The organism is Streptomyces sp. NPDC098781, assembly GCF_044759995.1.
In the GTDB taxonomy this organism is placed as follows: Bacteria; Actinomycetota; Actinomycetes; order Streptomycetales; family Streptomycetaceae; genus Streptomyces.
In genome coordinates this window covers 1,202,726-1,227,871 of sequence record NZ_JBIWAK010000002.1, presented here as the reverse complement: position 1 = coordinate 1,227,871, position 25,146 = coordinate 1,202,726, and the positions used below count along the sequence as shown (strand labels likewise).

Genomic DNA, 25,146 nt, shown 5'->3' with positions numbered 1-25,146 from the left:
CGGAGGAACGTAAGCCCGGCGGGAAGTCGGCGTCAAGAGAGGTGGTCCGGCAGGCAACGCAGTCGTTACCTGGAGGCGCTGTGCGGCGCCGTGTCCTCGTGTCGCGGGAGCAGCAGCGGGGTCGCCAGGAGCAGGATCCCGGCGAGGGCGATCGCGGCGCGCGGGCCGGTCAGCGCCGACAGCAGGCCCCACAGCGCGGTCGTCGCCGCGGTCGCCGTCTTGGTGGTGATCGACCACGCGGTGAGAGTGCGTGTCACCCGGTCCGGCGGGGTCTGCTCGAGGCGCGTGGTGGCGAGCGCGGGGTTGAAGGTGGCCGCACAGGTGATCAGGCCGAACTCGACGGCCATGACGAGGACGAGGCCGGAAGTGCCCGGACCGATGAAGGCCAGGCCGACGGGCCAGCAGGCGCGCAGGGTGCCCGCGACCAGCAGGATCCGGTGCCGGCCGTGGCGGGCGGTCAGACGCCGGGAGAGACGGGAGCCCAGCAGGCCGCCCAGACAGGGCACGGCGAAGGCGAGGCCGTACTGCCAAGGGGAGAAGCCGAGCCGACCGAGCATGAGGACGGCGAGCAGGGGCGCCTGCGCCATGATCAGGGAGTTGACCAGGGCCGTGTTGAGGAAGAGTGGGCGCAGGGTCGGGTGGGTGAGGATGTGCCGCCAGCCGGCACGGAGGTCGCCGGACCTGAGGCCGCCCGCCCGGAGGTCGCCCGCCCCGGCGGGGAGGCTCTGTTGGGTTTCCTTACCGTCGATCGCGCGGATGCCGAGTGCGGAGAGAAGGAAGCTGACCGCGTTCACCAGCACCGTCGCCATCGGGCCGAACACCGCGACCGCCGCCCCGCCGAGGGGTGGTCCGATCGCTGTGGCCGTCCACATCGTGGCCTCGAAGCGGCCATTAGCCACCAGCAGGTCCTCCGGCGGCAGCAGGGACTTCAGGTAGGCCCCGGTCGCCGCGTTGAACGTGATGTCCGCGGCGGCCACCACCACCGACACCAGCATCAGCTGACCGAGGCCGAGCCCGTCCAGTGCGAAAGCGACGGGGACGGTCAGCAGCGCCGCGCACCGGACCAGGTCCGCCGCGACCAGCACCGGCCGCTTCGGCCGGAACTCCACCCACGCCCCGAGCGGCAGCGCCAGTGCGGCCCCCACCGCGAGCCCCGAGGCCGACAGCAGTGCCACCTCGGTCGCCCCGGCGTGCAGTACGACGACCGCGATCAACGAGAATGCGTCGAAGGCGAGCCAGGTGCCGAAGGCGCTGACCGCGTACGCCGCCCACAGCAACCCGAACCGCCGCCCCAACGGCCGCTCGCCCGCCCCCGTCACGACTCCGCTCGCCCCGCCTCTGCTCCGTACCGCCCGGCCCCGCTCCGCCCACGCGCGACCGCCTCACGCCGACCTGAGCATCCAAGCCAGCCGGAACCCGCCGATCAAACAACCGACGAGGCGTACTGCCACAACCCCTGGTTGTGCGCCACGGGACGCCGAGGGACGACGGACCGACGGAGAGCCGGAGAGCCGGCTACTTCGTGACGCTCGGCGGCGCGAGCGGCGTGGCCGCCTGGGACTGGGGCGAGGTGGCGCTGGCGTAGGCCGAGGGAGCGGCCATGCCCGCGGTCGGGTCGGCCGTGGGCGCCTCGTCGATCAGCAGCGGGGCGCGGCCCACGATCGGGATGTCCGCGGCGTCGAAGGCGCGCTTGATGCGCCAGCGCAGTTCGCGTTCCACCGTGAGGGCCTTGCCCGGCATGGTCTTCGCCGAGACGCGCACGACCATCGAGTCCAGCAGGACGCTGTCCAGGCCGAGCACCTCGATCGGGCCCCACAGGAGCTCGTTCCAGGGCTCTTCCTTGCTCATCTTCTCGCCGACCTCGCCGATGGCCGCCCGGACCTTGTCCAGGTCCTCCGAGGAACGGACGGTGACGTCCACGCCGGCCGTCGACCAGCCCTGGGAGAGGTTGCCGATGCGCTTGACCTCGCCGTTGCGGACGTACCAGATCTCGCCGTTGTCACCGCGCAGCTTGGTCACGCGCAGGCCGACCTCGATGACCTCGCCGGAGGCCACACCCGCGTCGATCGAGTCGCCGACGCCGTACTGGTCCTCCAGGATCATGAAGACGCCGGAGAGGAAGTCGGTGACCAGGTTGCGGGCGCCGAAACCGATCGCCACTCCCGCGACACCGGCGGACGCCAGCAGCGGGGCCAGATTGATCTCGAAGGTGGACAGGACCATCAGGGCGGCGGTGCCCATGATCACGAAGCTGGCCACCGAGCGCAGCACCGAGCCGATCGCCTGCGAGCGCTGGCGGCGGCGCTCGACATTGACCAGCAGGCCGCCCAGAGCCGTGCCGTCCACCGCCTGGGCGGTGCGGTTCATCCGGTCTATGAGCTTGGTGATGGCGCGGCGCACGGCCACTCTCAGCACCGCCGCTATCACCAGGATCAGCAGCACCCTGAGGCCGATCGCGAGCCAGGTCGACCAGTTCTGCTCGACCCAGCTGGCGGCCTGTGTCGCGCTCTCGTGGGCGTCCCGGATCGAGGGGACCGCCGGAGTCGTCGTCTCCGAGGGCGTCGGGGTCGGCGAGGAGCCGGCGGCCAGTAGGACGGCGGACAGGGTCACGGCAGGTACCTCCAGTGCAGCGGCCCGCCCCACCGGTCGGCGGTCAAGGTCGATCAAGGTCACGAAAAGGTCACCGGCGGGGCAGGCCCACCACACTATCGGGGCATCGTGTGTGGATCGTCGCCATGTTCGAGGGAGGAAACGTGCCCACCTGGGGATGAACTGGTGGGATGAACCGTTCATCGCTCAGGGGATGAATCAGATGTGGTCGAAAACACTCTCAGCCCGTTACCGGGACATGGTGGCGCTTTCACCAGGCATGAGGGGAGACTGACTACAGATCGTCCCGGCGCGAGCCACGCGCCGCCGACGCCCAAGGAGGCATCCGTGCCGCATGTCCTGGTCCTCAACGCGTCGTACGAGCCGCTCGGCGTCGTACCGCTCCGCCGCGCGCTCGTCCTCGTCCTCGAGAACAAGGCCGTATGCCTCGAGGAGTCCGGCGCCTTCATGCACAGCGCAACCGTCACAGTCCCCGCACCCAGCGTGGTCCGGCTCAAGCGATTCGTCCGGGTTCCCTATCGGGGGCCCGTTCCTCTTACCCGTCGTGCGCTCTTCGCACGGGACGGGGGCCGGTGCATGTACTGCGGTGGCGTCGCAACCAGCGTCGACCATGTCATTCCGCGCAGCCGCGGGGGCAAGCACGTCTGGGACAACGTGGTGGCGTCCTGTCGCCGCTGCAACCACGTGAAAGCCGACCGTCACCTCGTAGAGATCGGCTGGCGGCTGCGCCACAAACCCGCTCCACCCACCGGCCTCGCCTGGCGCATCATCGGCACCGGGCATAGGGACCCGCGCTGGCTGCCGTACTTGCAGCCATACGGCGCGGACGACGCCTTGGCCCGGATCGACGGCATTTCCGCCTGAGGTCCGGGCTTTCGCATACCCGGCGCACGGCGCGTGTGCCACCCGGCCCCGAGGGTCCCCCGTGCCCTTGGGGCCGGACGGCTGCCCGGGCGGCCGGGCAGGGTGGAGATACTGATGCCGGGTCGCGCGATCGGCATGCTCATGCCGGGTCGACCTCCGCGGTCAGGTCGGGGAGCCGGACCGCCGTGGTCGGGCGCGGGCGGCGTGATCTCCCCCGGTCCACCGGGTCAGTTCGCGACGCGCGTCGTCCGTCGCGCGGCACAGGGTCCGCCCCGGCCCGCCGTGGTCGTGCAGACCTGCCCGTAGGAGCGAACAGTCGCCGGTGATTCGGTCCCGGTGAGCGCCCGGCGACGGAAAAGTTACGGAACGGAATGTGATGACCCGCACGTTCTTCGACTCCGTACGTCTGCCGACGCATTCGCTGGGTAGGGCTGCGTTAAGCCGTGATGCCGTACTCGAAGAGGAGGCCCCCGTGCCCACAGCATCGGCCCTTTCCAAACCTGAGGCGCCCATCGAGCCGGAGATGCACGCCTGTGTCTTCAGCGCCGAGGGCGCCTGTGTCGAGATCCCCCTCACCAGCGAACCTCCCCTCCCCGACGCCGAACCGCTCACCAGTGAGCCGCCGCTCGCCGACGCCGCGCCGCTGACGAGTGAGGCGGCGACCTGGGACCTGGGTATGGACACCGGTATGGACATGGACCTGGACCACCACCTGAGGCCGTAGATGACAGGACAGCGGTCGGCCGAAGCCCCTGCCGAGGATCCGGAGGACGAGGGCCCCGAAGGCCTCCCTCCCGACGATCTGTCCCGGCTCGCCGAGTTGCACGGCGTAGCCACCTCCTACCAGCCGTCCGCCGACCGCACGGTCCCGTCCTCCGCGACCGCGCTCACCCTCGCCCTGGCCGCCCTCGGCGTCGACACGAGCACACCCGCTGCCGTCGCCGCCGCGCTGGCCGCGCGGGAGCGGGAGTTGCGGGAGCGGCTGCTGCCGCCGACCGTGGTGTGCTGGAGCGGGGCCGAGCCGGAAGCGCTGGCCGCACTGCCGACCGGCACCCGGCTGCGCATCGAGACCGAGCAGGGCGAGACCCGCACCGACGTCGGCCAACTGCCGCCGGGCGTCCACCGGTTGACGGTGACCACCCCCGGCGGCCGTACGGCGACCAGCCACCTCGTCGTCGCCCCGCCCCGGCTGCCCACCCCCTCCGGCCGCTCCTACGGCCTGCTCGTCCAGCTCTACTCGCTGCTGTCCCGCCGCTCCTGGGGCATGGGCGACCTCGGTGACCTCGCCGAACTCGCCGCCTGGGCCGGCCGGGCGCTCGGCGCCGGATTCGTCCAGGTCAACCCGCTGCACGCGGCCGTACCGGGAGCCCCGACCGATCCGTCCCCCTACCGTCCGTCCTCCCGCCGCTTCCCCGACCCGGTGCACCTGCGGATCGAGGACGTGCCCGAATTCGCGTACGTCGAGGACCGCGAGCGGGTGCGGCGACTGCTGGAGCGGGCCGGGCGGCTGCGGGAAGCGGTGCTGGAGAAGAGCGAGTTGATCGACCGGGACGCCGTGTGGGAGGCCAAGCGCGAGGCGCTCGAACTGGTCCGGGAGGTACCGCTCGGGCCGGGGCGGCGGGCCGCGTACGTGGACTTCCTCGCGCGGGAGGGTCAGGCGCTGGAGGACCACGCCACCTGGTGCGCGCTCGCCGAGGCGCACGGCTCGGACTGGCAGCGCTGGCCGGCCGGGCTACGGGACCCCCGGTCGCCCGAAACCGACCGCGCACGACGCGAGTTGATGGACCGGGTCGACTTCCACTGCCGTCTCGCCTGGCTCACCGACACCCAGCTCACCGCCGCCCAGCGGGCCGCCCGGGAGGCGGGCATGCCGGTCGGGATCGTGCACGACCTCGCGGTCGGCGTGCACCCCGGGGGCGCCGACGCCTGGGCGCAGCAGGAGTACTTCGCCGCCGGGATGTCGGTGGGCGCACCGCCGGACGCCTTCAACGCGCGCGGCCAGGACTGGGGGCTGCCGCCGTGGCGCCCGGATCGGCTGGCCGAGTCCGGGTACGAGCCGTACCGCAGGTTGCTGCGCGCGCTCTTCCGGTACGCCGGCGCCCTGCGCATCGACCACGTCATGGGGCTGTTCCGGCTGTGGTGGGTGCCGCAGGGACAGCCGCCGACCGAGGGGACGTACGTCCGTTACGACGCCGAGGCCATGCTCGCCGTCCTGGTGCTGGAGGCGGCCCGGGCCGGGGCGGTGGTGATCGGGGAGGATCTCGGCACGGTGGAGCCGGGCGTGCGGGAGCGACTGCGCGCGCGGGGCGTGCTCGGCACCTCCGTGCTGTGGTTCGAGCGGGACTGGGACGGCGACGGCCGTCCGCTGCCACCGGAGTCCTGGCGCGCCGACTGCCTCGCCACCGCCACCACCCACGACCTGCCGTCCACGGCGGCCCGCCTCACCGGCGAGCACGTCGAACTCCGCGACAGCCTCGGCCTGTTGACCCGTCCACTGGAACAGGAGCGGGCGGAGGCGTCGGCGGACACGGGCGAGTGGCTGGCGCTGCTGTCCCGGCTGGGGCTGCTGCGGGGCACCCACGGCGGGCGTTGCGACTCGGAGGAGGAGGCCGAGATCCAGGCCGTCCACCGCTTCCTGCTGCGCACCCCGGCCCGGATGGTCGGCGTCTGGCTCCCGGACGGCGTGGGTGACCGGCGACCGCAGAACCTGCCGGGGACGTGGGACCAGTACCCGAACTGGCGGCTGCCGATCGCCGACGCGGAGGGGAGGCCGGTGACGCTGGAGGAGCTGGCGGGGTCGGCCCGGGTGTGGGCGTTGGCGGAGGTGCTGCGGGGAGAACGGCACGAGTAGCCGGGCCGGTGTGGCCGGGCCGGGCGGCTCCTTACGACACCCCGGACGCGCGGCCCCTGGCGGCGTTCGGTACTTTTGGCCCCGTGGACAAGAAGAACGCCCTGCGCGCCGGCGCCCTGGCCTCCGGTACGACGCTGATGATGCTGCTGATGTCGTCCCCCGCGCTCGCGCTCACGCGTGACGACGGCGACGACCCCGGTCAGGGCCTGAGCGTCATCGAGACGCTGGCCCAGTTCGTCTTTGCCCCGATCGCGATCTTCGCGGTCATCTGCGGCCTCGTGATGGTCCTCGACCGCTCCACGGACCGTCAGCCGAAGGCCAAGGCCAAGGCGAAGGCCTGACCGGTCGAAGTCCAACCTGTCGACAGTCCAACCTGTCGACCGTCCGACCGATTGACAGTCCGGCCGGTCGGCAGCCTGACCGTTCGACGGCCCGACAAGGTCGAAGGACAGGTCTGATCAGGGCGTTCGCGCCCGATCCCGACTCCGGTCCCCGCTTGTACCGAGGGCGCCGGCCTCGGCGTACCCACGCGCGTGACGCGTACGTACGCCGAGGCCGGCGCCCTCGGTGTGTTCCCGGGGCCGGGCCGCTCACGCCGGGTGCGGCGCCGTGAGGTAGCGCTGCAACGTGGGCGCCATCCACGCCACGATCTCCTCCCGCGCCAGCGCCACCGTGGGCGGGAACCGCAGGACGTAGCGCGTGAGCGCCAGCCCGAGCAACTGGGAGGACGCCAGCGCGGCCCGTGCCGGGGCCTGCTCGGGGTCGGGGCACACCCGGAGGGCGAGCGGCATCAGCTGGTCCGCGAAGATGCCCCGCATGCGTTCGGCCCCGGCCTGGTTGGTCGCGCCGACCCGGAGCAGGGCCGTGAGCACCTCGTTCTCCTCCCACATGTCCAGGAAGTGCGTCACGAGCGCCCGGCCGGCCTCCTCCCGGGGCAGCGACGCCGGGGCGGGCAGCTTCAGATCGATGGCGACGGCCGCCGCGAACAGGCCCTCCTTGTTGCCGTAGTAGCGCATCACCATCGACGGATCGATGTTCGCGTGCTTGGCGATGGCGCGGATGGTGGCCCGCTCGTACCCGTCGGCGGCGAAGCGCTCGCGCGCCGCGTCGAGGATCGCCGTGCGCGTGGCGTCGGAGCGGCGGGAGGGGGTGGGGCGCTCGGGGCGGCTCTGGTCCATGCCGACCACTTTAGGTCAACAAACGTGGGCCAACAATCGTAGGCCAACGAATGTAGGCCAACAGGTGTTGACACTCCCACGGCGTGCTCCTAACGTTGCCAACAAGCGTTGACCAACACCTGTTGACCAACAACCGTTGGCGAACGATCGTGGGCAAACGATCGTGGGCAAACGATCGTGGGCATCCCAGGAGGGCCATCATGAACGGCACCGACAACGGCACCGACACCAGCGCCGCCCCCACCACCCACCCCGTGACCGTCGTGGGTTCCGGCCCCACCGGCCTCCTCCTGGCCGGGGACCTCGCCTCCGCCGGCGTCCCGGTCACCGTCGTCGAGAGGCGCCCCCGCAAGATCAGCAACCTCTCCCGGGCCTTCGGTGTGCACGCCCGCACCCTGGAGCAGCTCGACGCCCGGGGTCTCGCCGACGAGCTGATCGCCACCGGCAGCACCATCACCCAGCTCCGCCTGTTCCGCCGCCTCTCCCTCGACCTCGGCACCCTGCCGTCCCGCTTCCCGTTCCTGCTCATCACCCCGCAGTACGAGGTCGAGCGGCTGCTGGAGCGGCGGGCGTGGGAGCTCGGCGTGGAGTTCCGTCACGAGAGCGAGGTCGTGGGGCTGCGGCAGGACGACGCCGGCGTCGACCTGGAGGTGCGCGGCCCGGACGGGACGGTCGGCACCCTCCGCTCGGCCTACGTCGTCGGCACGGACGGCCACCGCAGCGCGGTACGCGCGGCGCTCGGCCTGCCGTTCCCCGGTTCCTCCGTCATCAAGTCCCTCTTCCTGGCCGACGTCCGGCTCGCCGAACGGCCCGAGGGGGTGCTCACCGTCAACGGCGCGGGCGACGCCTTCGCGATGATCGCCTCCTTCGGCGACGGCTGGTACCGCGTCATGGGCTGGAACCGCCGCCACGAGGTCCCCGACGACACCCCGATCGACCTCGACGAGGTCAAGGAGGTCACCCGGCGAGCGCTGGGCACCGACTACGGCATGCACGACGCCCGCTGGCTCTCCCGCTTCCACAGCGACGAGCGTCAGGTGCCGCAGTACCGGGTCGGGCGGGTCCTGCTGGCGGGCGACGCCGCCCACATCCACTCGCCGGCCGGCGGCCAGGGCATGAACACCGGCCTCCAGGACGCGGCCAACCTCGGCTGGAAGCTCGCGGCGGTCCTGCGGGGCCGGGCGACCGAGGCTCTCCTCGACAGCTACCAGGCCGAGCGCCACCCGGTCGGCCGGACGGTGCTGCGCAGCAGCGGCGGGCTGGTCCGGCTGGCCCGCGCGCAGAACCCGGCACTGCGCGCCGTGCGCGGCCTGCTCTCCGCCTTCGTCAACGCCGCCCGCCCCGCCCGGACCAAGGCCCTGGCCCAGATCTCGGGCATCGGCTACCGGTACCCCGCCCCGCGCGGCGCCCACCGCCTGGTCGGCACCCGCGTCCCGGACGTGACCCTCCGGAGCGGGCAGCGGCTGTACGAGGCGCTGCGGGGCGGACGGTTCGTGCTGGTCACGCCGAAGACGGTGCAGGTGGCCGAGCGTGCGGGTGCCCGCGAGGACGGGCCGGCCGTGGAGCACTGGGCGGGCGACCGCCGTACGGCCGTGCTCGTACGGCCCGACGGATATGTGGCCTGGGCGGCGGACGACGCGGACGCGGCGGCCGTCGAGGCGGGCCTCACCTTTCAGTTCTGCTGAAAGGAATGCTCGAAAAGTTTCGATGGACGCGACAGGTGCGGCGCTGCGACGGTGGATCGACCGAGATCATCGACCACCGAAGGGACCTGAGTGACCGTCTCCCTCGAAAGGACGCCCCGCACCACCACCCCGATCCCGAGGGCAGCCGCCCTCGGGATCGCGCTCGCCGCCCTCGCGACCGTCGTCTGGTCCGGCAGCTTCGTCACCTCCCGCGCGCTGCACGACAGCGTGCCGCCGGTGCAGCACGCGTTCTGGAGATGGCTGGTGGCGTTGACGGCGGTGGCACCGTTCGGGGCGCGGCGGGCCTGGCGGCAGCGGAAAGTGATCCGCCGTCACCTCGGGTTCGTGCTCCTCGCCGCGCTCCTCGGCGTCAGCGTCTACAACACCCTCGTCAACCAGGCCGGGTTGACCACACCGGCCGCCAACATGGGCATGATCATGGCCGCCTCGCCGGTGCTGATGGCCGTGTTCGAGCGGGGGGCGGGGGTACGGCTGGGCACACGCCGGGTCGTGGGGCTGCTGGTGGCGTGCGCGGGGGTGGTCCTGCTGATCGGGGGCGGCACGGGCGGGGCCCGGTTCGCGGTCGGGGACCTGTGGATGGTGGCGGCGGCGTGCTGCTTCGGGGCGTACAGCGGACTGCTCCGGCGCAAGCCCGCCGAACTGGGCGGTACGGCCTTCCTGTTCACCACGTTCCTGTTCGGTACGGCGCTGCTGCTGCCCGCGCAGGGAGTGAGCCTGGCGGTACAGGGCGGCTTCGAGCCGACGCCCGGCACGGTCCTGCCGATCCTCTATGTCGGCGTCGCCTCGTCCGCCGTAGCGTTCTTCGCCTGGAACAGGGCGATCGCGCTGGTCGGCCCGAGCCGGGCCGGAGTCGTCTACTACCTCCAGCCGGTGTGTGTGGCCCTGCTGTCCTGGGCGTTGCTCGGCGAGGCGACCGGCTGGGCGCAGATGCTGTGCATGGCGCTGATCCTCGGCGGAGTCGTGCTGGGGGCGGCGACCCGGCGGTGACGTAGGTTGCCGCCATGGCCGAGTGGGACATCCGGAAGTTGCTGATCCTGCGGACGTTGCGGGAGCGAGGGACGGTGACCGCGACGGCCGAGGCGCTGCGGATGACGCCCTCGGCGGTGTCGCAGCAGCTGACGAACCTCGCCCGGCAACTCGGGGTGCCGTTGCTGGAGGCCCAGGGGCGGCGGGTGCGGCTGACCGACGCGGCGCGGCTGGTGCTGGGGCACGCCGAGGCCGTGTTCGAGCAACTGGAGCGAGCGGACGCGGAGTTGGCGGCCTACCTGCACGGGGAGGTCGGGGAGGTGCGGGTCGGGGCCTTCTCCACCGCGGTGCCGGCGCTGGTCGTACCGGCCGTGCGGGCGCTGCGGGCCACGGCGCCCGGCGTGGCCGTACGGGTGCGGGAGGCCGAGGCCGGGGAGGCGTACGAGCTGCTGGCCGGCGGGGAGGTGGACCTCGCGCTGTCGCTGGCGGCGCAGGCGCCGGTGGTCGGGGACGCGCGGTTCACGCGGGTGCCGTTGCTGGCGGATCCACTGGACGTCGCTCTGCCCGTGGGGCACGCGCTGGCGGAGGTGGCGGGGCTGCGGCTGGGCGATCTCGCGGGGGAGGAGTGGATCTTCGGCGGGAGCGGGCCGTGGTCGGACATCACCCGGGGGGCCTGTGCGGCGGCCGGGTTCAGTCCCCGGCAGGGGCATTCCGCCGCGGGGTGGACGGCGATCCTGGCGATGGTGGAGGCAGGGATGGGGGTGGCGCTGGTGCCGCGGACGGTCGCGGTGGGCAGGGACGGCGTCGTGATGCGGGAGTTGGGGGAGCAGCGGCCGGTGCGGCATGTGGTGGCGGCGGTGCGGCGGGGGAGCGAGGCTTCGGTCGCCGTGGGGAAGGTGCTGTCGGCTCTGGAGGACGTCGCTGCCGGGCTCGCTTGACGAAGACGGCAAGGGGCGCCCGGCATCACGCCGGGCGCCCCGTTGCTCACCTGCTACGACGGACCGCTACTGCCCCGCCGCCGCATCCGCCTCCTGTGCCCGCAGCGCGCGCTCGACGCCCGCGCGGGACTCCGAGACCAGGCGTCGCAGGGCCGCGTTCGGCTGGGCCGAGGTCAGCCAGGCGTCGGTCTTGCGGAGCGTGTCCTCGGAGATCTGGAGCGTCGGGTACAGACCGATGGCGATCTGCTGGGCGATCTCGTGCGAGCGGGAGTCCCACACGCCCTTGACCACCTCGAAGAACTTGTCGGTGTACGGGGCGAGCAACTCCCGCTGGTCGGTCTGGACGAAGCCGCCGATCACGGCCTCCTGCACCGCGTTGGGCAGCTTGTCGGAGTCGATGACCGACGCCCAGGCCTCGGCCTTGGCCTCCGGTGTCGGGCGGGCGGCGCGGGCCGTGGCCGCGTGCCGCTCACCGGCCGCGGTCCGGTCCCGCTCGTACTCGCCCGCGATCTCCGTCTCGTCGTAGCGGCCCACCGCGGCGAGGCGCTGCACGAACGCCCAGCGCAGCTCGGTGTCGACGGCCAGGCCCTCGATCACCTGGGAGCCGTCCAGCAGTGCCTCCAGCAGATCCAGCTGCTCCGGTGTGCGGGCCGCCGCGGCGAACGCCCGCGCCCACGCCAGCTGGTGGTCGCCGCCCGGTTCCGCCGCACGCAGATGGGCCAGCGTGGCGTCCGTCCAGCGGGTCAGCAGAGCCTCGCGGGTGGCCGGGGCGGCGTACAGCTCGATCGCCAGCTTCACCTGGCGCTGGAGCGACTGCACGACACCGATGTCGGACTCCTTGCCGATGCCCGACAGGACCAGCGAGAGGTAGTCGCGGGTGGCGAGTTCGGCGTCGCGGGTCATGTCCCAGGACGAGGCCCAGCACAGGGCCCGGGGGAGGGACGCCTCGAAGTCGCCGAGGTGGTCCGTGACGAACGCCAGCGACTCCTCGTCCAGGCGGACCTTCGCGTACGACAGGTCGTCGTCGTTCAGCAGGATCACGTCGGGGCGGCGCTGACCGGCGAGCTGCGCCACGGCGGTCAGTTCGCCGTCCACGTCGAGCTCGATGCGCTCGTCGCGCAGCAGCTTCCCGGAGGCGTCGTCCAGGTTGTACAGGCCGACGGCGATCCGGTGCGGACGCAGCGTCGGCTCGCCCTTGGCGCCGGCGGGCAGCGCCGGGGCCTCCTGGCGGATCGCGAAGGACGTGATCACACCGGACGGGTCCGTCTCGATCTCGGGGCGCAGGATGTTGATGCCGGCCGTCTCCAGCCACGCCTTCGACCAGGTCTTCAGGTCGCGGCCGGAGGTCTCCTCCAGCGCGCCCAGCAGGTCGCTCAGGCGGGTGTTGCCGAACGCGTGCCGCTTGAAGTACGCCTGGACGCCCTGGAAGAACTCGTCCTGGCCGACGTACGACACGAGCTGCTTGAGGACGGAGGCGCCCTTGGCGTAGGTGATGCCGTCGAAGTTGACGAGGACGTCGTCCAGGTCGCGGATCTCCGCCATGATCGGGTGCGTGGACGGCAGCTGGTCCTGGCGGTACGCCCACGTCTTCATCTGGTTGGCGAACGTCGTCCAGGCGTGCGGCCAGCGCGTGCCGGGGGCGTGCGCCTGGCAGGCGATGGAGGTGTAGGTGGCGAACGACTCGTTCAGCCACAGGTCGTTCCACCACTCCATGGTGACCAGGTCGCCGAACCACATGTGGGCCAGCTCGTGCAGGATGGTCTCGGCCCGGCCCAGGTAGGCGGCGTCCGTCACCTTGGAGCGGAACACGTACTGGTCGCGGATGGTCACCGCGCCCGCGTTCTCCATCGCGCCCGCGTTGAACTCCGGCACGAACAGCTGGTCGTACTTCTTGAACGGGTACGCGTAGTCGAACTTCTCCTGGAACCAGTCGAAGCCCTGCCGGGTCACCTCGAAGATGGCGTCCGAGTCGAGGAACTCGGCGAGCGAGGGCCGGCAGTAGATGCCGAGCGGGACCGACTGGCCGTCCTTCTCGTACACGCTGTGCACGGAGTGGTACGGGCCGACGATGAGCGCCGTGATGTACGTCGAGATGCGCGGCGTCGGCTCGAACGCCCAGACGTTGTCCTGGGGTTCCGGGGTGGGCGAGTTGGAGATGACCGTCCAGCCCTCCGGCGCCTTCACGGTGAACTGGAAGGTGGCCTTCAGGTCGGGCTGCTCGAAGGACGCGAAGACCCGGCGGGCGTCGGGCACCTCGAACTGGGTGTACAGGTAGGCCTGCTGGTCGACCGGGTCGACGAAGCGGTGCAGGCCCTCGCCGGTGTTGGTGTACGCGCAGTCGGCGACGACCCGCAGGACGTTGCGCCCCTCCAGCAGGCCCGGCAGGGCGATCCGGGAGTCCTTGAAGACCTCGCTCGCGTCGAGCGGATCGCCGTTGAGCGTCACCTCGTGGACGGCCGGGGCCACGAGGTCGATGAAGGAGGCGGCGCCCTTGTCGGCGACGTCGAAGCGCACCGTGGTCACGGACCGGTAGGTGCCGCCCTCCTGCGCGCCGGAGAGGTCGAGATCGATCTCGTACGAGTCAACGGTGAGCAGCTTCGCCCGCTGCTGCGCCTCTTCGCGAGTCAGGTTTGTGCCAGGCACGCGGTCATCTCCTCGATATGTGTGGGTTCGGTCATCCTTCCATGGGAGCTGTGCGCAGCGCGATGTCCGTTTACCGCCGGTCGGCGGGGCGCGGGCGCGTGAGGCTGGGGGCATGACGAAGTACCTGGCGAACGCCATCGATCCGACAGTCCTGAAGGAACTGCGCTCCGCCGACGACGCCGGACGCCGCACGGTTCCCCTGACCGACGAGGAGGGCGGGGCGCCCCTGCGCTGCTGCCTGCGCCGCAGCGCGCCCGGCGAGCGGATCGCCCTCGTCTCGTACGCGCCGCTGCGGCGGTGGGCGGCGGAGAGCGGCGCCGATCCGGGGGCGTACGACGAGCAGGGGCCGGTGTTCATCCACGCCGAGGAGTGCGGCGGGCCGGACGGGGGCGCGCTGCCCTTCGCCCACGCGCACCGGACCGTCCGCCGGTACTCGGCCGACGGGCGGATCCTCGGGGGGCGGCTGGTGGAGCCGGGGGACTTCGAAGGAGCCTTCGCGGAGGCCTTCGGTGACCCGGCGGTGGCGTTCGTCCACGTGCGCGCGGTGGAGTACGGGTGTTTCCTCTATGAGGTGCGCAAGGGTTAGCTCTCGGTCAGTAGTACGAGCGGTAGCCAGCTGGGTCATACCCTGCTACTCTGAGAGTATGAAGATCAGTGTGAGCCTGCCGCAGGAGGATGTCGCCTTCGTCGACGAGTACGCCGCCAAGAAGGCGGCTGATTCCAGATCCGCGGTGATACACGACGCCATCCAGATGCTGCGCGAGTCGGCACTGGAGGAGGAGTACCTCGCGGCCTGGGACGAGTGGTACGCGAGCGAGGACGCGGAACTGTGGGACCGCACGGTGGGGGACGGCATTTCTGATGAACCGCGGTGACATCTATCTGGTGGATCTGGAGCCGGTCGTCGGCAGCGAGGCGAACAAGAGACGTCCGGCGGTCCTCGTGACCAACAACGCCGCGAACCGAATGGCCGACCGGGCGGGGCGGGGCATCCTGGCCGTCGTGCCTGTGACCTCCAACGTCACACACGTCCGGCCGTTCCAGGTCTTCCTGCATGCGGCGGAGTGTGGCCTGAGGGTCGACTCCAAGGCGCAGTGCGAGCAGATCCGGGCGCTCGACCTGTCGCGGTTCGGCCATCGTATCGGTGGCGTGCCGCCGCAGGCGCTGAAGGAGATCGACCAGGCGCTGCGCCAGCAACTGGCACTCTGAGCACGACCAAGGGGCGCCCACCGTCCACCGGTGGGCGCCCCTTCGACGTAGGTGCGGGTGTCAGCCCTTCAGCTCGGCCGCCACCAGCTCCGCGATCTGCACCGCGTTCAGCGCGGCGCCCTTGCGGAGGTTGTCGTTGGAGATGAACAGGGCCAGGCCGTGCTCGACCGTCTCGTCCTGGCGGATGCGGCCGACGTACGACGGGTCCTGGCCGGCCGCCTGGAGCGGGGTCGGGACCTCGGTGAGGGCCACGCCGGGGGCGCCGGCGAGCAGCTCCTTGGCGCGCTCCACGCTGATCGGGCGGGCGAAGCGGGCGTTGACCTGGAGGGAGTGGCCGGAGAAGACCGGGACGCGCACACAGGTGCCGGAGACCTTCAGGCCGGGCACCTCGAGGATCTTGCGCGACTCGTGGCGGAGCTTCTGCTCCTCGTCGGTCTCGTGCAGACCGTCGTCGACGATGGAGCCGGCCAGCGGAAGGACGTTGTACGCGATCGGGGCCACGTACTTGTTCGGCTCCGGGAAGTCCGCCGCCGAGCCGTCGTGGGTCAGCTTCGGCGCGTCGTCGCCGACCTTCTTGACCTGCTCGAACAGCTCGTCCACGCCCGCCAGACCGGAGCCCGACACCGCCTGGTAGGTGGCGACGACCAGCGCCTGGAGGCCCGCCTCGGCGTGCAGCGGCTTCAGCACCGGCATCGCGGCCATCGTCGTGCAGTTCGGGTTGGCGATGATGCCCTTGGGGCGGTCGGCGATCGCGTGCGGGTTCACCTCGGAGACGACCAGCGGCACCTCCGGGTCGCGGCGCCAGGCCGAGGAGTTGTCGATCACCACGGGGCCCTGCGCGGCGACCTTCGGCGCCAGCGCCTTCGAGGTGGCGCCGCCGGCCGAGAACAGCACGATGTCCAGACCGGAGTAGTCGGCCGTCGCCGCGTCCTCCACCGTCACGCCGTCCAGGACCGAGCCCGCCGAGCGGGCCGAGGCGAACAGGCGCAGCTCGGTGACCGGGAAGTCGCGCTCCTTGAGGATCCTGAGCATGACCGTGCCGACCTGACCGGTGGCTCCGACGATTCCGACCCTCACGGCGACTCCTTCTTGGCGTTCTTGCATGTCTGCGGCCTGTCCCATCATGCGGCCGACCCAGGTCCGCCTGTCCAATTCTTTGCGCTTCATACCCCCTCACAGGGACGCCCCGATCGGCCGCACGGTTCCGGAACTGTCGTCCGTACCCCCGCTGAGCTGCATAAATTCGTCCCGCGGGGCCCTCGTGCCGCAAGCTGTGCTGCGCCCGCGCGGGGGTGTGACGTACACCTCTCGGAAACTCCCGGCGCCCGGAGCGAACGTTTCCGTGCGCCGCGGCGTCGTAGAGGAAACGCGGTGAGGGGGTGGCTTGTGCTGCGCAGAAAGGCCCGCCGGGCCCAGGAGGACGATCACGCCGATCCCCTGGACGCGGCCCAGGAGCGTCGGGTACGGGCGGTGCTCGCGCTCGGCGGTGTGCCGCAGGCGGACCTGCCGGACGGGGTGCAGCAGGTCCGGCTGCGGCTGCTGGAGCGGGCCGCGAGCGGACGTGAGGCACCGCGGGACGTGTCGGCGTGGGCGGCGGTCGTCGCCTCCAACCTCGCCATGGACTGGCACCGCGCCAAGAAGCGCCAGGAGCGGCTCGGCGAACGGCTCGCCTCCCTGCGTGAGCCGGCCCACCCCTCCGGCGAGGAGGCCAGCCTGCTCGCCCTCGCCGTCGCCCGGGGCCTGGACGAACTGCCCGACGCCCAGCGTCAGGTCGTGGTCCTGCGCTTCTACGGCGATCTCCCCGTGCGCGACATCGCCGAGGAGCTCGGCATCCCGGAGGGCACGGTCAAGAGCCGGCTGCACACGGCGGTACGGGCCCTGCGCGCCCGCCTGCACGAGGACGAGGTGGTGTGACATGACCGCCGAGGACGAAGGCCGTACCGGCGTGGACGCGCTGATGGCCGCGATCACCGAGGAACCGCTCACGGACGCCACCCGCGCGGACGCCGCCTTCATGGCCGAGCACAGCCGCGCGGTCGCCGACCTGGCGCTGCTGCGCGAGCAGCTCGGCATCATCGGGCAGGCGCTCGCCGAGCCGCCCGCCCCGGCCGCCGAACCCGCACCCGTTCCCGTACGACGGCCCGCCGGCACCCGGCGGCGCGCCTTCAGGCTCGCCCTCGGCACCCTCGCGGTCGCCGCCGCCGCGTCCGTCGTGGCCGGCCTGGGCTGGCTGGCGGGACAGGCCGGGGGCGGCGGCTCGGCCGCCGGAAGCGCGGCCGACTCGGCGGCTTCCAAGCAGTCGGAAACAGGCTCCGGAAGCTCCCGCTACCTCGCCTGCGCCCGTCTGGTCGCCGAGGGGGACGTCATCGCCGTGGAGTCCGTGCCCGGGACGGCACAACAGCGCGTCACCCTGCGCGTGAGCCGTTCCTACCAGCCGGAGAAGAGCGAGGCCGAGGTGACCTTCCGGATGGAGCAGGGTTCGGTCGCCAGGGGCGAGCACATCCTGGTCGGCATCCCCCGGGGCGCCGCGGCACCCGACCTGGTCGCCGTCGGCGAGCGGGAGATCGCCCCCGAACGGGCCTGGATCACCGCCTCGCTGGCTCAGTCGCGGAAGCTCACCTGCTGACGACGAAGGGCGGGCGCCCGAACCGGACGCCCGCCCTCACCGTCGTGTCACCGACTACGGCGTGACCTTCTCGATCTTCACGTTGCCCACGCCTGCGACCGTGCCGCGCGCGTTGAGCAGCTGGACCTGGCCGAAGAACTCACGTCCCTCCGGCGCCGCCGCCTGTGCGGTGACCTTGCCGGAGACGGTGGCCGACTGGCCCGTGCCGAGCTTCACCGGAGCGTCGTCGACCGTGACCGTGCCGAGCGAGGCGGAGAAGAACACGTCCAGGTAGTCGTACGCCGTCGAACCGCTCGGCACCGAGTAACCGATCACCTCGACGCTGTACTTGCCGGCGGCCGGGTTCGCGACCGAGACCGCCTCCTCCGAGTCACCGTCGGCGGAGCTGCCGACCTCGGTGCCGGCCGCGTCGTACACGACCAGGTCGAGGTCCGCGGCCGCGTCGGAGACGTTGCCGATGGAGACATCGAGCGAGGTCGCGCCCTCGGGCACGTCGACCGTGGTGGTCTGCGTGGCGCCCTCGGCGATGGTCGGACGGGCCGTCTTCGACGAGCCGAGCGGGCCGCCGGCCAGCTTGCCGTCGATCGCCGCGTAGTTGTTGGTCACCTTCCAGGAGGCGTCGGTCGGCGTGCCGACCTTGGCCTCGGGGATGGTCACGGTCTCCGGGTCGAAGGCCGCGCCGAGGACGGTGACGTCCAGCTTGTACGGGTTGTCGAGCAGCGGCGACGTACGGCGCGACTCGACCTCGATCTCCCAGACGCCGGCCTGCGGGTCGGCGTAGGAACGCGCGTCCGGCTTGCAGCCGTTGCCGTCGAGGTAGTTGTTGTAGCAGTACGGGGTGCCGGTGTTGTCCGACGGGACGCCGTACGGGTGGATGGCGATGAACCGGGTCTGGCTCTTGTCCTTGAGCCCGCCGATCGCGACCTCCAGGGACTTCGCGCCCTCGGGGACGGTCACGAAGTACGACTTGGTGCTGTTGCGCTGCACCGAACCGGACGCCGAGTAGCTGTACTTCAGCGGCGCGGAGACCACGACCGTATTGAGGACCAGCTTGTCGGTGCCCTCGGTGCGCGGGTCGTCGACCTCCAGGATCGCGCTCTTGATGCCGGCCGAGGACGGCTTCGCGGCGACCTTGACGGTGACCGGCTTGTTCAGGCCGAGGCTGATCTCGTCCGAGCCGACGATCCTGAAGGTGCCACCGGCGTTGTTCTCGAAGTGCAGCTCGTGCCGGATCGCCTTGTCCGCGCCGGACGTACGGGTGATCGTGACGTCGTACGTCTTCTTCTGACCGGCCTTGAGGCCGCCCTCGCGGTCGTAGACGCCGGTGCCGAAGCCCGGGGTCTTCAGGAACTGGTCGATCGCGGTGTCGACCGGTGCCTTCACCGTGTACTCGTGGGCGGTGGCGCCGTCACGGATGGAGTCCCAGGCGTCCGGGATGTTGATGAGGCCGGCCCCCTCCTCGTACGCCTGCACGCCCTTGATGTGGTCGGCGGTCGAGGTCAGCGCGGTGCGCAGCTTCGCCGGGGTGAGGGCGATGCCCTTGGCCTTGGCGGCGCTCAGCAGCAGCGCGGACGCGCCCGCCGCCTGCGGGGACGCCATCGAGGTGCCCTGGAGCATGCCGTAGCCGGCCGGCAGCGTGTAGCCCGCCTCGGCGACCGGGGCGCCCGGCAGCCAGGTCTGGATGGTGTTGATCGAGGCGCCCGGCGCGGAGAGCGTCGGGGTGAAGCCGCCGTCCTCACGCGGGCCGCGCGAGGAGAACGGCATCATCGCGTACTTCTTCTCCACGACCGAGCCGTAGTTGGCGGCCCAGGTCTCCTTGGAGACGGTCGCGCCGACCGAGATCACCTTGTTCGCCAGACCCGGGTCGCCGATGGTGTTGGCGCCGGGGCCGGAGTTGCCGGCGGATATGACCAGCTGGACGCCGTAGGTGTCGATCAGGCGCGTGTACAGCTCGGCGCGCGCGTTGTTGCCGTCGTTCAGCGCCGGCAGGCCGCCTATGGACATGTTGACGATGTCGACGCCGCGGTTGACGACGAGGTCGATCATGCCCTCGGTGAGCGCGACGTTGGTGCAGCCGCCGGTCCAGGTGCAGGCACGGGAGGCGACGAGCTTCGCGCCCGGGGCCGCACCGTTCATCTTGCCGCCGAACAGGCCGTTCGCGGCGGTGATGCCGGCGACGTGGGTGCCGTGCTCGGACTCGATGACACCGATGTTGACGAAGTCGCGCTTCTGGCCGACCCAGTCCCCGCCCAGCGGGTCCATCGGCACGTCCTTGCGGATCTGCACGACGAACGGCTGGCGCTCGGCGACGTCGGTGGCCGGGTTGTCGGTGCCGAAGTACCCGATCTGGTAGCCGTCCTTGTACGGCTTCATCGGGGTGTCGTCACCGAAGTCGAAGTTGTTGTTGAGGTCGACCCGGACGGTGCCGTTCGCGGCGTCGTAGAGGACGCCCCAGGAGTCGGTCTTGTCGCCGTCGCGGTTGGCGTCGCCCGCCGCGTCGCCGCCGGTGGTGTACGACTCCAGGAAGGTGCTGACCTGGTAGGAGCCGGCCGGCGCGGTCCAGGTCTTGCCGCCGTAGGTGAAGCTGGGGCCGGAGACGGAGGTCACCATCGGCCGCCAGGTGCGGTCGCTGTCGACCAGCGGGTCGGTGGCGGTGACCCAGTCGACGATCTTGCGCTCGCCGGTGGTGGTCTTCTGGAGCGCCGGGTGCGCGAGGTCGATGCCGGAGTCGAGGATGCCGATGGTGATGCCGCGGCCGTCCGCCTTCGGGTTCTGCTTCACGAAGTCGACGGCGCCCGTCTCGAAGGACGGGTTGTACGGGTTCTCGGCCGGGGTCTTCTTGGAGGGGCCGGAGTACGAGGTCTTCGCGGCCGTCGACTTCTTCGTGTCGACGGCGGGGTCGTCCAGGGGTATCTCCTCGCGCAGGTCGATGCCGTGCACCGAGGAGAGCTTCGTGGCGGCGGCGATGGCCTTGTCGGCCTTGCCGGTGGGGACGGTCGCCCGGACGTAGCCCAGCTTGTCGTAGGTACGGCCCACAGAGCCGACCGCGTCCAGCTCCTCGGCGACCTGCTCGGTCGCTCCGGGGGCGGTCGCGATCATCATCGTGATGTTTTTGTCGCCGCCGGCCTTGGCCTCGGCGAGCAGATCGGCGTCGTCCGAACCGAGCTTGTCGTGGGCGGACTTGACGCTCGGGTCCGTCGCGGCGGGCGCGGGGTCCGCGGCTATGGCCATGGGTATCGGCCCGGCTGCGGACAGCGCCGCGACGAGACCGGCCGCCACGGCTATGCGGGCCGCGCGTCTGGCACCCGGCTTGGGATCGCGCTGGGGGGTGAGGGTCATCGGCATCCCTTGTAGGTAAAGGAGCATCGGTCGTCCGGTATGCGACCCCGGACGACCGCACAGCCTTACGCAAGGGAAGGATGTTTGGGAAGAGTTGACGGAATCGAAATGGACGGATGGGGAAATCCCGCTATGCATTTGGGGCGAGAGGTGCCTAACGGGCAAGCCGCCCACAAGCCGGATAATCGCCTGCCGAACCGGCCCTCGGCCGACTAACGTCCCTCTGTGCGCAAGAAGTTGAGGGTGGCGGCCTACGCCATATGCGTTCGTGACGGACAACTCCTCCTCGCGCGTTCCCCGGTGCTGAACGGCGACGGCTTCGAATGGGTGCTGCCGGGTGGCGGCATGGAACACGGCGAGGACCCCTACGACACGGTCGTGCGGGAGGTGGAGGAGGAGACCGGCTACCTCGTCGAACCCACCGGCCTGCTCGGCATCGACTCCTCCCATCACCTCTTTCCGGGACGATTCGGGCGAGGCGTCGACCACCACGGCGTACGGCTGGTCTACGAGGCCAGGATCACCGGCGGCGAACTGCGCTACGAGGCCCACGGCTCCACCGACATGGCGGCCTGGCACCCGCCGGACGACGTGCCGGCCCTGACCCGCGTGTCCCTGGTCGACAAGGGACTGGCGCTGTGGCGCGAGCGGCCGGCGGCGGGGCGGGTCGTCGGACCGGTGGATGTCCAGGAGTAACTGGTCTGCCCGGCAATGCCAACTCCCTCCCGGAAGGTGCACCTTTCTGGGATGCTGAGCCCGCGCCGCGGGTTCGGCCGCGTGCGTCGCCATCGCCGAGGGGGACGGCCATGGGCTGGTCGATGTCCATCGCATACGGCGCCTTGGGCGGTCTCGTCGTGGAGATCATGGTCCTCTACGGGCGCATCGCGGCTTGGCAGGAGGCCCGGCACCGGGCCCTGTCCCGGAGCAGGCGGCGGGACAGGCTGCCGAGGCTCGCCAAGTACGTCGACCCGCCGTCCGACGCGCTGGCGGCCCTCACCCGCGTCTCGCTCGGCGCCGGAGCCGGGTGGATCTTCTCCCCGCAGCTCACGGGCGGTCTCGCCGCCGTCGCCGTGGGTGCCACCGCGCCGGCCCTGCTGGGGCAGCTCGGCAACCTGCGGCCCTTGCAGGCGGCGATCGCGGGAGGCGGGGCCGAGGCGACGGGGCAGAGCTCCCCGGACGTGCCGGGCGGTGCGGAGGTGCTCGAATCGTGAGCGGGCGCCTCGCGCAGCGCTACTGGACCTCGCTGATCCAGGCCCGGCCCGAAGCGCGGGAGCGGCTGATCGAGCACGGGCGGCGCAGGGACCTGCCGTTGTGGCGGAGGTATCTGGCGGCGCTGCTCGACTTCGAGCCCGCGGGGCCGGACGATCGGCGCGCCCCAGCGAAAGCCCGCGGGACGGAGCCGGTTGCGAATGAGCGGCCCCCGGCGCAGGGGGAGGAGGCTGCCACCTCCGGGCAGCACTACACGCTCGACCTGCCGATCGCCCTGACAGCCGCCGCGCAGCGCGTCGCCTACGCCCCGGCTCAGGCCGCGCGCCGCGGGCCGGTCGGCGCGCTCGTCCTTGCCGCGGTCCTGGCTGTCGCCACGGTTCTCGGCGTCTCGGTATGGGCCTCGGGCGGCGGTGCGACGCAGCCTCTGCCCATCGTCGTCGGGGCTTCGCCGTCGCCGACGCTGCCGGAGAGGGCGCGCAAGGAGTCCGGCGGGTTCGCCTGGGTCGTGCCCGACGGCTGGCGGAGGGATGTGAAAACGGGGACCGAGGTGCACTACACGTCTCCGGACGGCACCCAGGAACTCGCGGCCAAGTCGACGCTCGACCGTGGGGACCTGCTCGCCATCTGGCGGACCTCGGAGCGCAACGCCGCCCAGGGGGAGCGCTACCGGAAGATCCAGCTGAAGGCGACGACGTTCCGTGATTACCCTGCCGTCGTCTGGGAGTACACCTTCCAGCTCGACGGAGTCCCGTGGCACGCCCGCCTGCTGGGCTTCAATGCGGGCGGCAAGTCGTATCAGGTCAACACCTGGTACCGGCCGGCCGTCGAGACCGAGGCCCTCGCCGTCTACCGCGAGGCCACGGACACCTTCGTGGCGATCGTGCCGGAGACGAGTCCCCCCGACACCGCTCAGCCCTCCGGGCGGCCCTCCGTGGAGCCCTCAGTTCAGCCCGAGGAATAGCCCGAGGAGTAGCTTCACCTACCCCAAAAGATGAACACGGAGTGACCGCGTCCCGGCTGTTCGAGGAGCGGTCGTGGACGCGGAAGGTAGCCCAAGATCCACGTACGGTGATCGGCGCTGCCCGTTGCCGTCATGTTCATGCGCAGGTCATTCCCGGTGCCAACGATCCACAGTGAGCGGGATGTTCGCATCCGCGATCGCCCCGCGACCACTGCCGACGCGTTCGCACTCGGGGAGATCGCGCCATGTCGCGCATACGCTCTGTCGCCAGCTCCGCGCTGGGGGTCCACCGCCGTACCCTGCTCGCCGCCACCGGAGCCGTGTCGCTGTCCGCGGGTCTCGGCTACGCCCTGCGGCCCACGGACAGCGAGGCCGCCACCGCCGCCCCTGGCGCGAGCGCGCCGAGCGCCGGCACGGCCGACGCCGCTGCCGCCGAGGCGCCCGTCGGTGCCTCGCGCAGGGTTCCGGTCGCGCTCGCCCCGTACACCCGGGGCACCACCGTCGCGAGCGTCGCCACCCCGCAGGGCAGCTCCGGTTACCGCCGCCTCGGCGACGGCCCGGGCTGGAAGCGGGTCGTGCGCGAGAACCTGGCCGCCGCCAAGTCGGGCCGCGAGACCAGGCGGACGGCGCTCGCCTCCTTCGTGCAGCTCACCGACCTGCACCTGATCGACGCCCAGCACCCGCTGCGCCTGGAGTACCTGCGCTCGACGGACGTGCACGCCTGGCGCCCCCAGGAGGCGCTGACCGTGCCGGGCGCCATCGCCATGGTCGAGCGGATCAACGCGCTGCGGGGCGCCCCCGTCACCGGCGCCCCGCTCCACTTCGCCATGACCACCGGCGACAACACGGACAACAACTGCAAGTCCGAGCTGGAGTGGTTCCTGACGGTGATGAGCGGTGGCCGGGTCACCCCCAACACCGGTGACCCGCGGCACTACGAGGGCGTCCAGAACAGCGGTCTGAAGCAGTACTGGCAGGCCGACGACAGCGTCCGCGACGCCGACAAGCAGCTCGGCTTCCCGCACATCGACGGCTATCTGGCCGCCGCGATCCGCGAGATGCGCAGCCCCGGCCTGAACATCCCCTGGTACTCCACGGTCGGCAACCACGACGCGATGCCGCTGGGCACCTACGCCTCGCACAGCGACTCCTACCTCACCGACCTGGCCGTCGGCGGCAAGAAGCTCATGAACGTGTCCGCGTCGGACGCCAAGAAGCTCCAGGACTCCCTCAAGCAGGACAAGGACCCGAGGGGCACCGTCTTCAAGGACTTCCTCAAGGCCCACGCCCGCTCCATGCGCTCGGTCACGCCGGACGAGAGCCGCGCCCCGTTCACGCCGAAGCAGTACATCCACGCCCACCTGGACCCGGCCCACCGCGGCCACGGCCCGGTCGGCCACGGCTACTCCACGGCCAACCTGGACGCGGGCACCCAGTACTACAGCTTCCGGATCGCCGACGACGTCATCGGGATCAGCCTGGACACCACCGACCTGGGCGGCCACTACGAAGGGTCCATCGGGGCGGCCCAGTTCAAGTGGCTGGACAAGACGCTGCGCGACAACAAGGACTCGTACGCGATCGTGTTCAGCCATCACACCAGCGGGACGATGGACAACCTGCGCCGCGACCCGGCCCGCCCGAACGAGCGGCGCGTGGGCGGGGCCGAGCTGGTCCAGCTGCTCGGCAGCCACCGCAACGTCCTGGCCTGGGTGAACGGCCACATCCACAAGAACGTCATCACCCCGCACTCCGGCACCGGCGGGCGCGCCTTCTGGGAGATCTCCACCGCCTCCCACGTCGACTTCCCGCAGCTCGCCCGGATCATCGAGGTGGTGGACAACAAGGACGGCACGATCTCGCTGTTCACCACGCTGATCGAGTCCTCGGCCCCGCACCGCACCAGCTTCACCGACCTCTCCCAGCCGGGCCTGGCCGCCCTCTACCGCGAGCTGTCCCTGAACGCCCCCGGCGCGAGCACCAAGCTGGGCGGCGACCGCAAGGACCGCAACACGGAGTTGGTGCTGAAGAAGGGCTGAAAGCCGC

22 protein-coding genes are annotated in these 25,146 nt (G+C 71.4%); 16 read left to right on the top strand and 6 right to left on the bottom strand.

Annotated features, from left to right (window positions below):
- Positions 1-65: 65 nt before the first annotated feature.
- Both ACIQWG_RS11545 and ACIQWG_RS11540 read right to left on the bottom strand, forming a co-directional pair.
- Positions 66-1,319 carry an MFS transporter gene (locus ACIQWG_RS11545; RefSeq protein WP_404093321.1) on the bottom strand — a complete coding sequence of 418 codons (1,254 nt, stop codon included), beginning with the start codon at positions 1,317-1,319 and terminating at the stop codon, positions 66-68.
- Positions 1,320-1,515: 196 nt separating this feature from the next.
- On the bottom strand, positions 1,516-2,610 hold the full coding sequence (locus tag ACIQWG_RS11540; RefSeq protein WP_404093319.1) for a mechanosensitive ion channel family protein: 1,095 nt from the start codon (positions 2,608-2,610) through the stop codon (positions 1,516-1,518).
- Positions 2,611-2,937: 327 nt separating this feature from the next.
- Between ACIQWG_RS11540 and ACIQWG_RS11535 the strand changes: the two genes are divergently transcribed.
- The 4 genes from ACIQWG_RS11535 (at position 2,938) to ACIQWG_RS11520 (ending at position 6,666) form a co-directional block, all read left to right on the top strand.
- A complete protein-coding gene (locus ACIQWG_RS11535; protein WP_121888680.1) occupies positions 2,938-3,474 on the top strand; it encodes an HNH endonuclease in 537 nt (178 codons plus the stop codon).
- A 523-nt stretch (positions 3,475-3,997) separates the two neighbouring features.
- Entirely contained in the window at positions 3,998-4,198 is a 201-nt protein-coding gene (locus tag ACIQWG_RS11530) for a hypothetical protein (RefSeq protein ID WP_404093580.1), read from the top strand.
- The gene (gene malQ, locus ACIQWG_RS11525) at positions 4,199-6,325 is read left to right on the top strand and encodes a 4-alpha-glucanotransferase (protein ID WP_404093317.1); all 2,127 of its coding nucleotides are present in this window, start codon (positions 4,199-4,201) and stop codon (positions 6,323-6,325) included. It abuts the gene before it with no gap.
- Positions 6,326-6,408: 83 nt separating this feature from the next.
- Positions 6,409-6,666, top strand: a complete 258-nt coding sequence (locus tag ACIQWG_RS11520; protein ID WP_404093314.1) for a hypothetical protein — start codon at positions 6,409-6,411, stop codon at positions 6,664-6,666.
- A 249-nt stretch (positions 6,667-6,915) separates the two neighbouring features.
- Here ACIQWG_RS11520 and ACIQWG_RS11515 read toward each other — a convergent pair whose 3' ends face one another.
- Positions 6,916-7,503 (bottom strand): TetR family transcriptional regulator, encoded by a 588-nt coding sequence (locus ACIQWG_RS11515; protein ID WP_404093313.1) that lies wholly within the window; start codon positions 7,501-7,503, stop codon positions 6,916-6,918.
- 200 nt (positions 7,504-7,703) lie between these two features.
- Between ACIQWG_RS11515 and ACIQWG_RS11510 the strand changes: the two genes are divergently transcribed.
- The 3 genes from ACIQWG_RS11510 to ACIQWG_RS11500 all read left to right on the top strand — a co-directional run bounded on the left by ACIQWG_RS11510 (position 7,704) and on the right by ACIQWG_RS11500 (position 11,113).
- Complete coding sequence (locus tag ACIQWG_RS11510) at positions 7,704-9,188, top strand: FAD-dependent monooxygenase (RefSeq protein ID WP_404093312.1); 1,485 nt, start codon at positions 7,704-7,706, stop codon at positions 9,186-9,188.
- Positions 9,189-9,278: 90 nt separating this feature from the next.
- Positions 9,279-10,196, top strand: coding sequence for a DMT family transporter (locus tag ACIQWG_RS11505; protein WP_404093310.1), 918 nt, complete (start codon positions 9,279-9,281; stop codon positions 10,194-10,196).
- A gap of 14 nt (positions 10,197-10,210) precedes the next feature.
- The gene (locus ACIQWG_RS11500) at positions 10,211-11,113 is read left to right on the top strand and encodes a LysR family transcriptional regulator (RefSeq protein ID WP_404093308.1); all 903 of its coding nucleotides are present in this window, start codon (positions 10,211-10,213) and stop codon (positions 11,111-11,113) included.
- A gap of 66 nt (positions 11,114-11,179) precedes the next feature.
- On the opposite strand, the gene pepN is transcribed toward ACIQWG_RS11500, so the two are convergent.
- Complete coding sequence (gene pepN / locus ACIQWG_RS11495) at positions 11,180-13,756, bottom strand: aminopeptidase N (protein WP_404093306.1); 2,577 nt, start codon at positions 13,754-13,756, stop codon at positions 11,180-11,182.
- Between the two features lie 112 nt (positions 13,757-13,868).
- On the opposite strand from pepN, the gene ACIQWG_RS11490 reads away from it, so the two are divergent.
- The 3 genes from ACIQWG_RS11490 to ACIQWG_RS11480 are packed head-to-tail and all read left to right on the top strand — an operon-like array spanning position 13,869 to position 14,965.
- Positions 13,869-14,342, top strand: coding sequence for a DUF1203 domain-containing protein (locus tag ACIQWG_RS11490; protein WP_404093304.1), 474 nt, complete (start codon positions 13,869-13,871; stop codon positions 14,340-14,342).
- Between the two features lie 58 nt (positions 14,343-14,400).
- Entirely contained in the window at positions 14,401-14,631 is a 231-nt protein-coding gene (locus ACIQWG_RS11485; RefSeq protein WP_404093301.1) for a ribbon-helix-helix protein, CopG family, read from the top strand.
- The gene (locus ACIQWG_RS11480; protein ID WP_404093300.1) at positions 14,618-14,965 is read left to right on the top strand and encodes a type II toxin-antitoxin system PemK/MazF family toxin; all 348 of its coding nucleotides are present in this window, start codon (positions 14,618-14,620) and stop codon (positions 14,963-14,965) included. Before ACIQWG_RS11485 ends, ACIQWG_RS11480 begins: the two co-directional genes overlap by 14 nt.
- Positions 14,966-15,025: 60 nt before the next feature.
- Here ACIQWG_RS11480 and ACIQWG_RS11475 read toward each other — a convergent pair whose 3' ends face one another.
- Positions 15,026-16,042: an aspartate-semialdehyde dehydrogenase gene (locus tag ACIQWG_RS11475; RefSeq protein WP_404093297.1), complete on the bottom strand. Its 1,017-nt coding sequence runs from the start codon at positions 16,040-16,042 to the stop codon at positions 15,026-15,028.
- Positions 16,043-16,351: 309 nt separating this feature from the next.
- On the opposite strand from ACIQWG_RS11475, the gene ACIQWG_RS11470 reads away from it, so the two are divergent.
- Together ACIQWG_RS11470 and ACIQWG_RS11465 are read left to right on the top strand one after the other, a co-directional pair.
- Positions 16,352-16,879 (top strand): RNA polymerase sigma factor, encoded by a 528-nt coding sequence (locus tag ACIQWG_RS11470; RefSeq protein WP_404093579.1) that lies wholly within the window; start codon positions 16,352-16,354, stop codon positions 16,877-16,879.
- 1 nt (position 16,880) lies between these two features.
- The gene (locus ACIQWG_RS11465; protein WP_404093295.1) at positions 16,881-17,591 is read left to right on the top strand and encodes a hypothetical protein; all 711 of its coding nucleotides are present in this window, start codon (positions 16,881-16,883) and stop codon (positions 17,589-17,591) included.
- Positions 17,592-17,645: 54 nt separating this feature from the next.
- Here ACIQWG_RS11465 and ACIQWG_RS11460 read toward each other — a convergent pair whose 3' ends face one another.
- Positions 17,646-20,930, bottom strand: coding sequence for a S8 family serine peptidase (locus tag ACIQWG_RS11460; RefSeq protein WP_404093292.1), 3,285 nt, complete (start codon positions 20,928-20,930; stop codon positions 17,646-17,648).
- A 225-nt stretch (positions 20,931-21,155) separates the two neighbouring features.
- Between ACIQWG_RS11460 and ACIQWG_RS11455 the strand changes: the two genes are divergently transcribed.
- The 4 genes from ACIQWG_RS11455 (at position 21,156) to ACIQWG_RS11440 (ending at position 25,139) form a co-directional block, all read left to right on the top strand.
- A complete protein-coding gene (locus ACIQWG_RS11455; protein WP_404093291.1) occupies positions 21,156-21,626 on the top strand; it encodes an NUDIX hydrolase in 471 nt (156 codons plus the stop codon).
- Positions 21,627-21,748: 122 nt separating this feature from the next.
- Positions 21,749-22,141 carry a hypothetical protein gene (locus ACIQWG_RS11450; protein ID WP_404093290.1) on the top strand — a complete coding sequence of 131 codons (393 nt, stop codon included), beginning with the start codon at positions 21,749-21,751 and terminating at the stop codon, positions 22,139-22,141.
- On the top strand, positions 22,138-23,100 hold the full coding sequence (locus ACIQWG_RS11445) for a hypothetical protein (protein WP_404093289.1): 963 nt from the start codon (positions 22,138-22,140) through the stop codon (positions 23,098-23,100). Before ACIQWG_RS11450 ends, ACIQWG_RS11445 begins: the two co-directional genes overlap by 4 nt.
- Positions 23,101-23,345: 245 nt before the next feature.
- A complete protein-coding gene (locus ACIQWG_RS11440) occupies positions 23,346-25,139 on the top strand; it encodes a TIGR03767 family metallophosphoesterase (RefSeq protein ID WP_404093287.1) in 1,794 nt (597 codons plus the stop codon).
- Positions 25,140-25,146: the final 7 nt, after the last annotated feature.

What these genes read in the sequence shown, in the direction of transcription:
- ACIQWG_RS11530 (WP_404093580.1), top strand. Translation starts at nt 3,998, where the DNA reads ATGCACGCCTGTGTCTTCAGCGCCGAGGGCGCCTGTGTCGAGATCCCC.
- malQ (WP_404093317.1), top strand. Translation starts at nt 4,199, where the DNA reads ATGACAGGACAGCGGTCGGCCGAAGCCCCTGCCGAGGATCCGGAGGAC.
- ACIQWG_RS11515 (WP_404093313.1), bottom strand. Translation starts at nt 7,503, where the DNA reads ATGGACCAGAGCCGCCCCGAGCGCCCCACCCCCTCCCGCCGCTCCGAC.
- ACIQWG_RS11510 (WP_404093312.1), top strand. Translation starts at nt 7,704, where the DNA reads ATGAACGGCACCGACAACGGCACCGACACCAGCGCCGCCCCCACCACC.
- ACIQWG_RS11500 (WP_404093308.1), top strand. Translation starts at nt 10,211, where the DNA reads ATGGCCGAGTGGGACATCCGGAAGTTGCTGATCCTGCGGACGTTGCGG.
- ACIQWG_RS11490 (WP_404093304.1), top strand. Translation starts at nt 13,869, where the DNA reads ATGACGAAGTACCTGGCGAACGCCATCGATCCGACAGTCCTGAAGGAA.
- ACIQWG_RS11485 (WP_404093301.1), top strand. Translation starts at nt 14,401, where the DNA reads ATGAAGATCAGTGTGAGCCTGCCGCAGGAGGATGTCGCCTTCGTCGAC.
- ACIQWG_RS11480 (WP_404093300.1), top strand. Translation starts at nt 14,618, where the DNA reads ATGAACCGCGGTGACATCTATCTGGTGGATCTGGAGCCGGTCGTCGGC.
- ACIQWG_RS11465 (WP_404093295.1), top strand. Translation starts at nt 16,881, where the DNA reads ATGACCGCCGAGGACGAAGGCCGTACCGGCGTGGACGCGCTGATGGCC.
- ACIQWG_RS11460 (WP_404093292.1), bottom strand. Translation starts at nt 20,930, where the DNA reads ATGACCCTCACCCCCCAGCGCGATCCCAAGCCGGGTGCCAGACGCGCG.
- ACIQWG_RS11450 (WP_404093290.1), top strand. Translation starts at nt 21,749, where the DNA reads ATGTCCATCGCATACGGCGCCTTGGGCGGTCTCGTCGTGGAGATCATG.
- ACIQWG_RS11440 (WP_404093287.1), top strand. Translation starts at nt 23,346, where the DNA reads ATGTCGCGCATACGCTCTGTCGCCAGCTCCGCGCTGGGGGTCCACCGC.